Source organism: Pedobacter sp. ASV12 (genome assembly GCF_016429155.1).
Taxonomy (GTDB): Bacteria; Bacteroidota; Bacteroidia; order Sphingobacteriales; family Sphingobacteriaceae; genus Pedobacter.
Window position 1 is genome coordinate 37,099 of sequence record NZ_JAELUC010000027.1, and the last position, 12,358, is coordinate 49,456.

10 protein-coding genes are annotated in these 12,358 nt (G+C 45.9%); 2 read left to right on the forward strand and 8 right to left on the reverse strand.

All coding sequences use genetic code 11. The annotated features are described in order from the left end of the window. Positions 1-81 precede the first annotated feature (81 nt). The 6 genes from JHD69_RS08900 to mdh form a co-directional block, all read right to left on the reverse strand. The gene (locus JHD69_RS08900) at positions 82-1,434 is read right to left on the reverse strand and encodes a sensor histidine kinase (protein WP_199139456.1); all 1,353 of its coding nucleotides are present in this window, start codon (positions 1,432-1,434) and stop codon (positions 82-84) included. Continuing rightward, positions 1,431-2,111: a response regulator transcription factor gene (locus tag JHD69_RS08905; protein WP_199139458.1), complete on the reverse strand. Its 681-nt coding sequence runs from the start codon at positions 2,109-2,111 to the stop codon at positions 1,431-1,433. Before JHD69_RS08905 ends, JHD69_RS08900 begins: the two co-directional genes overlap by 4 nt. Positions 2,112-2,281: 170 nt before the next feature. Further along, positions 2,282-2,818, reverse strand: coding sequence for an SRPBCC family protein (locus JHD69_RS08910; protein WP_199139460.1), 537 nt, complete (start codon positions 2,816-2,818; stop codon positions 2,282-2,284). Between the two features lie 85 nt (positions 2,819-2,903). Then, entirely contained in the window at positions 2,904-3,557 is a 654-nt protein-coding gene (locus tag JHD69_RS08915; protein ID WP_233165800.1) for a peptidoglycan recognition protein family protein, read from the reverse strand. 27 nt (positions 3,558-3,584) lie between these two features. Further along, positions 3,585-4,007: an aspartyl protease family protein gene (locus JHD69_RS08920; protein WP_199139464.1), complete on the reverse strand. Its 423-nt coding sequence runs from the start codon at positions 4,005-4,007 to the stop codon at positions 3,585-3,587. An 80-nt stretch (positions 4,008-4,087) separates the two neighbouring features. Beyond that, positions 4,088-5,026: a malate dehydrogenase gene (mdh, locus tag JHD69_RS08925; RefSeq protein ID WP_199139466.1), complete on the reverse strand. Its 939-nt coding sequence runs from the start codon at positions 5,024-5,026 to the stop codon at positions 4,088-4,090. 201 nt (positions 5,027-5,227) lie between these two features. On the opposite strand from mdh, the gene JHD69_RS08930 reads away from it, so the two are divergent. After that, on the forward strand, positions 5,228-5,692 hold the full coding sequence (locus tag JHD69_RS08930) for a lipocalin family protein (RefSeq protein WP_199139468.1): 465 nt from the start codon (positions 5,228-5,230) through the stop codon (positions 5,690-5,692). Between the two features lie 24 nt (positions 5,693-5,716). On the opposite strand, the gene JHD69_RS08935 is transcribed toward JHD69_RS08930, so the two are convergent. Both JHD69_RS08935 and JHD69_RS08940 read right to left on the reverse strand, forming a co-directional pair. After that, the gene (locus tag JHD69_RS08935) at positions 5,717-6,406 is read right to left on the reverse strand and encodes a DUF6624 domain-containing protein (protein WP_199139470.1); all 690 of its coding nucleotides are present in this window, start codon (positions 6,404-6,406) and stop codon (positions 5,717-5,719) included. Positions 6,407-6,555: 149 nt separating this feature from the next. Next, entirely contained in the window at positions 6,556-7,530 is a 975-nt protein-coding gene (locus JHD69_RS08940) for a 5'-nucleotidase (RefSeq protein ID WP_199139472.1), read from the reverse strand. A gap of 252 nt (positions 7,531-7,782) precedes the next feature. Between JHD69_RS08940 and dnaE the strand changes: the two genes are divergently transcribed. Further along, positions 7,783-12,207, forward strand: coding sequence for a DNA polymerase III subunit alpha (gene dnaE / locus JHD69_RS08945; RefSeq protein ID WP_199139478.1), 4,425 nt, complete (start codon positions 7,783-7,785; stop codon positions 12,205-12,207). The last annotated feature ends 151 nt before the right edge of the window (positions 12,208-12,358 follow it).

The window sequence follows — 12,358 nt, forward strand, 5'->3', positions numbered from 1 at the left end:
AGTTTCCAATTTCCAGTCCAGTTTGCAGTTTCCGGTTCGCCGTTGACAATCAACCATCTAATCAACTAATGAACCAATGCACTAAGTAATCGGTAAAATGACCTTGATGGTGGTGCCGATGCCTACTTGCGATTGGATGGCGATGCTGCCTCTGTGCAGGCGGATGATATTGAGCGAAAGGGGCAAGCCTACGCCATAGCCCTTAAAATTGGAAGTATTGGAAGCCCTGTAAAATGGTTCGAAAATATGCTGGATGTCGTCTTGAGGTATGCCAATGCCCTGATCGGCAATGGAGATTGACAGCAAGTGGCCATTGCTTTCGAGGCTAACCAACACTGGCTTGTTGTCTGAATATTTACAGGCATTGCTCACAATATTGGTAATGGCCAATTTAATGAGGTTTTTGTTGGCTTTTAAGGTAAGCGCCTCCTCATTGGCCGGCAGTTTGCTAAAATCGATTTCTATCTTGCTTTCAGGATGTACCTGCTGCACTGCATCCTTGGCCTCCCAAACCAGTTCGTCCATCCTTACTTCTTCGCGCGGCTGTACCTTGCCGTTAAAGCCCGATTGCGCCAATCCCAACAAACTGGTTAAGATATGCTCAAGCCTTTCGGCTTCGTCTTTGATTTTGTTGAGGGCCAGCTCCTGTGCAGGGGAGTTGTTGAAGGTTTTCAAGGCCAGCTCCACTTCGCCACTGATGATGGTTAACGGCGTACGCAGTTCGTGCGAAGCATTGCTGATGAAGTTGTTTTGGGTCTCAAAAGCCGTTTCGAGCCTGTTGAGCATGTTGTTAAAAGTTTGGGCCAATTGCGACATCTCGTCGGTTCCCTGTTTCACGTCGAGCCTTAAATGTAGGTTTTCGGCCTTGATTTTCTTGACGCTTTTAATCACTTTACGCAAAGGATCGAGCATATAGTTGGAAAACTTCCAGCCCACCACAAACGAAAGCACAATAGAAAGAAAGAAGCCTGCGAAAAGGATTTTTTGCAGGTCTTTCAGTTCCCTAAAACCAAAAGGATCGGTGGCCGAAATAATAACGATATAATCCTTGCCATTGCTTTTAAAGCGCTTGCCGGCATAAAAATAGTTTTCTTCACGGTAGCGCGCCATTTTGCCCGCATTGAGTTTGTCGTAAAAGCTTTGGGGCAGCTTAAGCTGGGCATTAATTAGCTCCTTTTGGCTTTCCTCAATCACCAATTCCCGCTCCGATGGCAAGCGTTCCAGGTATTGGTTACGCATCTTGGCATAGGCACTATTGTTTTCGTCGTGGAATAATTTGATTTGAGCGGCAATATTTACCCGGGCTTCCAGGCGTTTGTAGAAATCTTCGAAGGCAAATTCGTTCGAAAAATACCAGACAAAACCACTCAGCAAAGAAATGATAATGGCCGATAGGATTGCAAAAAGCAAGGTGATTTTTTTGGCAATGCTCATGTGCTCTCCTTTAAAACATAGCCCAGGCCTACTGCCGTATGGATTAATTTTTGCGAAGCATCTTTGTCTATCTTCTTGCGCAGGTAGTTCACGTAAACATCAACTACGTTGGTGCCCAGGTTAAAATCGATGTCCCATACGTTTTCGAGGATATCGATGCGCGACAGGATTTTCGATTTGTTTTTGGCCATGTACTCCAACAAACGGTATTCGGTAGCGGTAAGGTTGATTTCGTTTTGGTTGCGCTTCACGGTTTTGGCGCTCAGGTTCAATTGCAGATCGGCAATGTTGATGATTTGGTCTTGGTTGGCCTGCCCGCCATAGCGCCTCAGCAAGGTGCGGATCCTGGCAAAAAGCTCGGCAAACTTAAAAGGCTTTACCAAGTAGTCGTCGGCACCATTGTCAAGACCTTTGACTACGTTTTCGGTACTGCCCAAAGCCGTAAGCATGATAATCGGAACGTTGGGTTTGGCTTTTTTAATGAGTTTACAGAGCTCCAGTCCGTTAATGCCAGGTAGCATAATATCCAGTATAACCAGGTCGAAATGGTGATTTACCGCCATATCCAGCCCAATTTGTCCATCTGGTGCCACACTAACCGTAAAGCCTTCGTCTGCTAATCCCCTCGAAACTACAGATACTACGTTAGGCTCGTCTTCAACAAGTAGTAAATTCATCAGGGGGCAAATAATCTAAAAATCGGTAAATAACAAAATCTATGCGCCATTGTTTATGCAATTAAGTGTCTTTTTAACGCAAATCAGACATTTTTGTTTGGCTGGTGCATAAAAAAAGGCCCTTGGGTTGTTTACCAAAGGACCTTTATGGCTTGAAGCATCAAAAAATGCTATTCTCCTTTTTCAGATTTTTCTTTCAAAGACTGAAGGCCGCTTTCAAAGTCTTTGCCAATCATTTTGTCCATGCTTACAAATACGCACATCCATTTGCTGATCAGGTTGTTTTCGCCACTCATGGTCCAGGTTACTTTTTGGCCTGTTCCTTCGGGCTGGATTTCGAATTTGGTATCGGCTACGCTTTCAAAAGGTTTGATGAATTTCAACTCGATATCAACCAGTTTAGAAGGCTCGGCTTTGACGATTTTCATTTGGCCGGTTCCGGTTTCCTTGCCCTCCCAAGCATAAAGCTGTCCGGGTTGTGCCACGGGGCCGCTTACGGTAACTTTGGCGCTGGGTTCCATTTTTGACCATGGGTTCCATTTGGTAAACTGGTTAAAATCGGCAATATTCTTATAAATTACACTGTCAGGTGCGTTGATTACCGTAGTTCGGCTTACGCTGTAGGTTTTTGGCAAGAATAGGCCGCCAACAAGAAAGATAATGATCAGGATGGCTATAATGGCCACTAAGACTTTTAAAAATTTCATATTCAAAATTTGTTTGGTTTACTTAAAGTTAAGGATAATGCTTTTTAATATGCAAGCTTTTCAAACCTTATTTTAGGCCAGTTTGTTAATGTGCCGGCGCACCCTTTAAATGCAGGTCATGCAGGGCAATCCTGATGTTTTTCATGAAAATACGGCCCGGATCGGTCTTGTCAGAGTGATAATAGGGGTCGGTTTCGCGCCATAGTGGCGTATTTTTGAACCAGGTATGCTCGTAATGCCCGATCAGGTATTGGATAGGGTACCTTTGGCAAAGGTAGCGCACCAACTGCTCGTTTGCTTTCAACTGGGCGGTGGTAAGCGGATATTTATTGCTGCCTACGTTCTCTATGCCAATGGCGCAATAATTAAGGCCGATAACGTGGCGGGCAAAAACGGTATCGGGCAAAAGCTGGTAGATGCTGCCATTGCGGTCAACCAGGTAATGCGCCGAAACGTTCAGCTTGCTGGCGCCTGCTATTGCCCTGCGCGAACTTGGCAAAACGGAAGGATTGAAAGCGTTGAAAGCGCCCATTAAGCTCCTGGAAGCCGTCCAGTGCAACACAATCATTTTGGGTTTAATGGCTGGCGTTTTTTGAACCAGGTTGTGCCTTTTTTTGAGGTAGGCCAACGAAAGTTCGGTTCGCAACTGATCGAATACAACGGGTTTTTGAATAATCTTGGGTTGCTGGCCGAAAGTTAAAAGCGGACAGAGGCTACAAAAAAGTAAGAATCTTCTCATCAAATGCATGTCAAACCCGGGCGTGGCTTATTTGTAAAATCTCAATAGCTTCTTTTGGTAATCTATTTTGGCATGGTAGGCCATTAGAATATCGCCGCCAATAATAGCGGCAATGGCAGGATGGCCCAATTGCAGGTAGGTATCGTTTACGCCTTGCAGGTCGAGCGCAACACCGGCATACGATTTGAGGGTGAGCGCTCCGATTTTAAGTTGGGGAATAACACCAAGCAGCGTTGTTGAAGTACTGAAAATAGTAGCCGCTTGGGTTTCTTCGTTTACCGTAAGGTCGATAATGTTTTTTTCCATCAGGCCCTTGTCGAATACGCTTCGAGAGGCACCGGTATCTACCACGGCAAATTGCTTTTCGCCAAAAACAACAATTTCCACCAAAAGGTGGAAACCGTCGTCTTGTAAATTGATTAAGGTTAAAGGAACTGTTAGGGTTCTCATGTAGCTTGTTTATCATCCGGGTCAAGAAACTTGTGAGGATAAATTCCTCCTTCCGCCAGAACGACAAATGTTTATAAAATTTAAATCAAATTCATTTCGGCCAATACGCTGTTCATGTTGCGAACGGCATCGGCGCTTTTGTTAAACGCGGCTTGTTCGGCATCGTTTAGCTGATAATCGATAATTTTTTCCCAACCATTGCGACCTACAATTACCGGAACGCCCAGGCAGATGTCTTTTTGGCCATACTCGCCATCTAAGGCTACGCAGCAGGTGAATAATTTTTTCTCGTCGCGTACAATGGCTTCTACCAAAGCTGCGCCAGCCGCACCCGGAGCATACCAAGCCGAAGTGCCCAACAAACCGGTTAAGGTTGCGCCGCCTACCATGGTATCGGCCGCTACTTTGGCCAAGGTGGCTTCATCCAGCAAATCGCTAACCGGCAAACTTTGGTAGGTTGCATAACGGGTTAATGGAATCATGGTGGTGTCGCCATGGCCGCCAATTACAAAGCCTTGCAAATCGTTCGAGTTGCAGCCCAAAGCTACGCTTAAATAATATTTGAAACGTGAGCTGTCTAAAGTACCACCCATGCCAATGATACGGTTTTTAGGCAATCCCAACGATTTTAGCGCCAGGTAGGTCATGGTATCCATTGGGTTGCTGATCACCACGATAATGGCGTCAGGAGAATATTTAAGGATGTTTTCGGCTACGCCTTTTACAATGCCCGCATTAATGCCGATCAGCTCTTCGCGGGTCATCCCCGGTTTGCGAGGCAGGCCCGAGGTAATTACGGCTACTGCCGAACCAGCCGTTTGGCTATAGTCGTTGGTTACGCCTTTGATTTTGGTGTCGAAACCCAATAAAGTGGCTGTTTGCATCATGTCAATAGCTTTGCCCTCGGCAAATCCTTCCTTGATGTCTAACAATACCAGTTCTTCGGCTAATTCTTTTCTTGCAATGTTATCTGCACAGGTGGCCCCAACGGCGCCAGCACCTACTACCGTTATCTTCATTTTAATTTATATTTTGGATAGAAAATGTTTATATGCCGAAGTTATAGAATTGTGGCAGTTTAAAAAAGGCTTTCGCGAATTTTAGTTTTCAGCTGACAGTTGCCGTCTCATTCTGCCCTTGGACTTTTACACAGTCCAGGTTAAAGAAACCTCAGGTCTGATTTGTCCAAACATTTTTCAGGGTCAAACGGTTAAATGGATATGGAAAATGCAGCAACACATCAGCCAATTAACCGGATCGACTATTCGGCCTATGCCGGAAAATGGTATTCGTTATATTCTATTCCAACCTTGCTAGACAAGCATTGGAAGCAGACTATCGAAAATTATACTTTGGTAGATGATGAGCATTTTGATGTGCTTACTACCTATCATAAGGACGGAAAGCCGGAAGAGAAATCAATCCGGTCGAAGCTGTTTTTCAGTGTTCATAAGCCAGATGGCGATATGAAGGCGCAGTTTTGGTGGCCCTTTAAAATTGGTTATTGGGTAATCGAACTGGCCGACGACTACAGTTACGTCGTGGTTGGGCATCCAAACCAAAAATATCTTTTCATTATGGGGCGCGAACCTCGCATAGACGAAGACCTGCTAGCCGACATCATAGCACGTTGCCAGGAAATGGGTTACGATACCGACAAATTGGTGAGCCAGGAGCATGCCTAAGCCTGTTGTTTGGCTCAACAAGAATTACTTTTGCGTAATTTTTTTGATTTCTTCTGGGGTATATTCCTTGTAAACAAAGCCAAACCTTTGGGTGTTTTCTTCGACAGTTAATTTAAAGCCGGCTTCCTTTCTTCTTTTGTTCACGTTTTTGGCATCTTCAATGGGCATTACATAGCTGAAAAATTCTTTTTGGCCGGTTTTAGGATTGGTTATTTGTACGGAATAGATCTGTGTGCCGTAGATTTGAAGTTTTCCTTCGTTGGTCAGTTTTCTATCCAGCATCATGGCTACATATTCAAAAGGCAATTCGCCTTCTTTTCCTGCTTTTTCAATCAATGGATAGAATTTGGGTATTTGGCTGGGGCTGTGTTGTATCACATAAAAAACCGCTGTATTGGCAGGTTCGCCTACAAGGCTCTTGCCTGGGTAGCCATATTTTGAAATGATACGTTCTACTTTCTTGAAGTTGGCCGAATCGATTTTGGCCATCAATGTCCAAACTTTTTGCCTCAGCTGTTCTTTTGACATGCCGAATAATTGGGCAAGCTGGTCTTTTCTTTGTTCAGATGTTTCCGTATCTATAAATTCCCGGATGCCCTGGTCTTGTTGCAAGATGGTATCGAGTTGCTTTTTCAGTTCAACATTAAGCCGTTTTTGGGCTACAACCGCAAAATTAACGGCTAGCGCAAATAGCGCAGTTAGAAAGATTTTCATGCGAAGGTTGTGATTGGTTGCTTAAATCTACTAATTTTTCGTAGCCCAGTCACTTCTTTAACACTTTTTAACCATTGATTCAGTTAGTTATGGGTTGCGGGTTGTGAGTTGACAGTTTAGCAATCAAACAATCGTATGGCTATGGGCTATCAGTCCTTTTTCGTTTTCGCTTTAGGTGTAGTCTTATCCACTTTTAATTTATCGATGGGTAAATTCAAAACCGAATCGCTGGTGTAGGGTACCCTGGCCGAAGGCACATGCAAAGAAGCTTCTTTCAAATGCGCATCCTGGTCGTCGAAAAAGATATGGGCGCCAAAAGCTTTGAGGATCTTGTCTTTAGAAATGCCACCCAAAAAATAGGCTTCGTCTACATAAACGCCCCATTTGCGTAGGGTTTTGATCACCCGCATGTGTGATGGCGCATTACGTGCGGTTACAATGGCAATGCGCAGGGGAGAAAGCTCGATGCGCGTAGGCAATTCCTCCTGTATTTTCGACAATTTGATCAGCAGTTTGGCAAAAGGCCCTTCTTTTAATGGATCGTCTTCGTGTTCGGCCTCATATTTATGAAAAGCATCCATGCCTTCGGTTTTGTAGCGATGTTCAGATTCTTCCGAAAATAGCACGGCATCGGCATCAAAGGCAATTTTTACGCGATTGTCGGTCGAGTTAAACGAATGGGGTGGTGCATAAATGTAAGCGGCGGCGCATTCTTTCGAATCGATCACATATTGTACGTCTTTAATATCCTTGCTCAGAAACAGGTCGATGTCGAACCCATCGATATACGGCGACAAAGGCTCGCCGCCACTAAAGGCCATGCGCGTAATATCGAGCTGATGGGCTTTTACCGAATTCATGACCCTTACACCGGTTTCCGGACTGTTCCTCGACATCACCACCACTTCAACAATGCGTTTTTTGGCACTTTCGTTCAGGTGTAGTAGCCTTTGCACCAAATGAAAGGCCGTGCCCGGCTCCAACAGGTCGTTTTCGTGTTCCAATTGGTATTGGCGGTAGCCTACAATGCCTTCCTTCTCGAATATTTCGTTTTCTTCTTCAAGGTTGAACAACGAACGGCTTGAAACACCAATTACTAAAACTTCTGATAAATCTACTGGCATGGAAATAGTGGTGGATTAAGGTAAAGGCAATCTTTGCCTAGCCCAAAGATAAGGTTTTGTCTAATGTAATGGTTGCCGGTTTGCAGTTTTTGGTTCGCAGTTCGATGATTGAAACAATGCCATGCGGTATCAGGGGTAACTCCTAATTTAACAATGCAATTTAAAAAAAAAAACTTGCGCAAGTGTTGATAATTAGCTGACACGTTTGCCCGTTAAAATTTCTTATTTTTGATGTCCACCATTTCCCCAGCTATGTACCTTATTTTTGATACCGAAACCACGGGTTTGCCACGTAATTACAATGCTCCGATTACCGATACGGATAATTGGCCGCGCTGTATCCAAATTGCCTGGCAATTGCACGATGAAATGGGGCGTTTGATAGAACATCAGGATTATTTGGTGAAGCCAGAAGGCTTTAACATTCCCTACGATGCCGAGCGGATCCACGGTATTTCTACCGAGCTGGCAACCGAACAGGGTATCGCTCTGACCGAAGTGTTGGAGAAATTCAACATCGCGCTAAGCAAGGCCAAATTTGTGGTTGGCCAGAATATCGGCTTCGATATCAACATCATGGGTTGCGAGTTTTACCGCTTCGGCGTAGACAGTCCGATGGCTTCTTTGCCGGTGCTCGATACCTGTACGGAAGTTACCGCCGAATTGCTGAAAATTCCGGGCGGAAGAGGCGGCAAGTTCAAGTTGCCAACCCTAACAGAGCTGCACCAATACCTTTTCGGAGTGCCGTTTGCCGAAGCGCACAATGCGACTGCCGACGTGGAGGCCACTACCCGATGCTTTTTGGAGCTGATCAGGAAAGGCGTTTTTACTAAAGAAGAACTGCTGGTTGATACCGATTATTACCTGCGTTTTCAGGAGATTAATCCGGGGATGGTAGAAACGGCCGGGTTAAAGCATATCAACCTCAAGGCGGCTTCGGACGAGATCAGGAAAAAGCAACAGACCGGTGGCGGTACCACCAAGGTTTCTGAAGAAGCCAAAGAAAAACTGACCAATGCCACTTTTGTGCACCTGCATAACCATACGCAGTTTTCGGTGTTGCAAAGTACCATCAGCATTCCCGATTTGGTGAAAACAACGGCGGCGCAAAATATGCCAGCCGTAGCCTTAACCGATCATGCCAACATGATGGGCGCCTTTCACTTTGTAAGCCAGGTGCTAAACCATAACAAAGGTGCCGAAGCCAAAATTGCCGAAGCTTTAGAAAAAGGCGAAACTCCAACGGTCAGTATCATTAAGCCCATTGTAGGGGTCGAGTTTTTTGTGTGCGATAACCACACCGATAAAACCCGCAAAGACGATGGTTACCAGGTGGTTTTGCTGGCCAAGAACAAAAAAGGCTACCATAACCTGGCCAAAATGTCGTCAATAGCCTATACCAAAGGCTTTTATTACGTGCCCCGGATCGATAGACAGGTGATACAGCAGTATAAAGACGATATTATAGTCCTGTCGGGAAACCTGTACGGCGAAATTCCGAGCAAGCTCCTCAACTTGGGCGAAAAACAGGCCGAAGAAGCATTGATCTGGTGGAAAGAACAGTTCGGCGACGATTTTTATATCGAGCTGATGCGCCACAACCAGGAAAATGAAGACCGCGTAAACGTCAACCTGATCGAGCTGGCCAGAAAACACGATGTTAAGCTCATTGCCACCAACAATACCTATTACATCAGTAAAAAAGATGCCAATGCCCACGATATTTTACTTTGTGTAAAAGACGGTGAAAAACAGGCTACGCCAATTGGTCGTGGCCGTGGCTTTAGGTACGGCATGCCTAACCAAGAATACTATTTTAAATCGGCCGACGAAATGAAGGCCCTTTTTGCCGACCTGCCCGAAGCGATCATCAACATCCAGGAAATTGTAGACAAGATAGAAATCTATAAGCTGGCCCGCGAGGTGCTTTTGCCTAAGTTCGACATCCCGGAAGAGTTTATGGTGGCCGAAGACGAGCAGGACGGAGGCAAGCGCGGCGAGAACAAATACCTGAGGTACCTGACTTACCGCGGGGCCGAACGTCGCTACGAAGAAATAACGGATTCGATCCGCGAACGCTTGGATTTTGAGCTGCAAACCATCGAAAAAACCGGTTATCCGGGTTATTTCCTCATTGTACAGGATTTTATTGCCGAAGCTCGAAACCGTGATGTATCGGTAGGGCCCGGCCGTGGTTCGGCTGCGGGTTCGGCGGTAGCCTATTGCTTGGGCATTACCAATATCGATCCCATCAAATACGACTTGCTTTTTGAGCGTTTCCTAAATCCTGACCGTGTTTCCATGCCCGATATTGACATCGATTTCGACGACGAGGGCCGTGGCCGTGTAATGGATTACGTCATCAACAAATACGGATCGAGTCAGGTAGCTCAAATCATTACCTATGGTACCATGGCGGCCAAATCATCAATCCGCGATACCGCTAGGGTACTCGATTTGCCGTTGTTTGAAGCCGACAAGATTGCCAAGCTCATTCCCAACATGAAGCTGGCCAAAATATTCAACCTCGAAGAAAAAGCCTTAAAATCGGCCCTTAGGCCCGACGAGTTCGAGAAGGTAAACGAACTGAAAACCATGGCTACGGCCAAAAATCTGAGCGCCGAAACCATCGAACAGGCTATCGTTTTAGAAGGCTCGCTACGTAACACGGGTATCCATGCTTGCGGGGTAATCATTACGCCCGACGATATTACCAATTTCGTTCCCGTAGCTACGGCCAAAGATTCAGACCTCTACGTTACGCAGTTCGACAACTCGGTGGTAGAGAGTGCCGGGTTGCTAAAAATGGACTTTTTGGGGTTGAAAACCTTAACTCTAATTAAAGATACCGTTAAACTGGTTAAGAAAAGACATGGCATTACCCTCGATCCGGATTCTTTCCCGATAGATGATGTAAAGACCTATGAGCTCTTCCAGCGTGGCGAAACGGTCGGCATTTTCCAGTACGAGAGTCCGGGTATGCAGAAGTACATGAAAGAGCTGAAACCAACCGTTTTTGGCGACTTGATTGCGATGAACGCCCTGTACCGTCCGGGTCCGATTGCCTACATTCCTAGTTTTGTACGCCGTAAAAATGGCGACGAGGAAATCAAATACGATTTAGAGGCCTGCGAAGACCTGCTGAAAGAAACCTACGGTATTACCGTTTACCAGGAGCAGGTAATGCTTTTGTCGCAGAAACTGGCCGATTTTACCAAAGGCGAGGCCGATGTACTGCGTAAGGCCATGGGTAAGAAACAGCGCGACGTTTTGGATAAGATGAAGCCCAAGTTTATCAGTCAGGCGGCCGCCAAAGGCCATGATGCCCAGGTTTTGGAAAAAATATGGAAAGACTGGGAGGCTTTTGCCGAGTACGCCTTCAATAAATCGCACTCTACCTGTTACGCCTGGATTGCCTATCAAACTGCTTATTTAAAGGCCAATTACCCAGCCGAATACATGGCAGCGGTACTTTCCAACAACATGAGCGATATTAAACAGGTGGCTTTCTTTATGGAAGAATGTAGGCAGATGGGCGTTACCGTTTTGGGCCCCGATGTCAACGAATCAGAGCTTAAGTTTTCGGTAAATGCCAAGGGCGAGATCCGTTTCGGAATGAACGCCGTAAAAGGAGTGGGCGAGAAGGCCGTAGAAAGCATCATTGAAGAAAGAGAAGCCAACGGCCCTTTCGTGAGCATTTACGATTTTGCCAAACGCTCCAACACGCGTATCGTTAATAAAAAAGCCTACGAGAGTTTTGCCTATAGTGGTGCCTTCGATGCTTTTGGCCATCACAGGGCCCAATACTTCTATGTGGGTGCCAACGATAAGCTGAACGGCATTGAGAAGCTGATTAAGTATGCCAACGATTTTCAGAATAACCAAAACTCCTCGCAATCGTCGTTGTTTGGTGGTTCAAAAGCCGATTTGATTCTCGAACCTACCTTTCCGGTTTCGCCAGAATGGGGACTGATCGATAGGCTCAAATATGAAAAAGATGCCATCGGCATTTTCCTGTCGGGACATCCTTTAGACGATTACCGCTTCGAGTTGAAAAACTTCTGCCAACATGCCGTGAAACACCTGAGTATAGTGAACAAAATACGTAGTGGCGACAGTAATGAGGAACTTTTGGCAGAGTTTGAAACCATTAAAAACCGAGATCTGGTGGTAGGAGGTTTGGTGGTGAGTGCCGCGCAACGGATTACCAAAACCGGAAAGCCTTTTGGAGTTTTCGTTTTTGAGGATTACGACGACAGTTGCGAGATTGCCTTGTTTGGCGACGATTTTATGAAGTTTAAGCAATACTTAACCGAAGGCTACTTCCTGCAGATCAGAGGACGGGTAGGCGAGCGATTCAAAAAAGAAGGCGATTGGGAATTTAAGGTAACTGCTATTGATTTATTGGCCGAATTGCGCGATAAACTGACCAAAAGCATCACCATCCAAGTGCCTATTGAAGAAATAAGCGAGGATTTTATGCAGAAGATCAATATGATTTTACAGGAAAACCAGGAGAATAGCGATCGTCATAACTGCAAGCTCAATTTCGAGGTTTATGACCGGGAGGAAAACCTCAAACTCGATTTGCCTTCCAAATCCTTGCGGATAAATCCCAATAATGTGTTTTTAGAACAATTAAATAGTTTAAATGTTGTAAATTACAGGCTCAATTAAGCGCCTGTCTCTTATACACATCTGGAAAAGAGGGGGGGGGGGGGGGGGGGGGGGGGGGGGGGGGGGGGGGGGGGGGGGGGGGGGGGGGGGGGGGGGGGGGGGGGGGGGGGGGGGGGGGGGGGGGGGGGGGGGGGGGGGGGGGGGGGGGGGG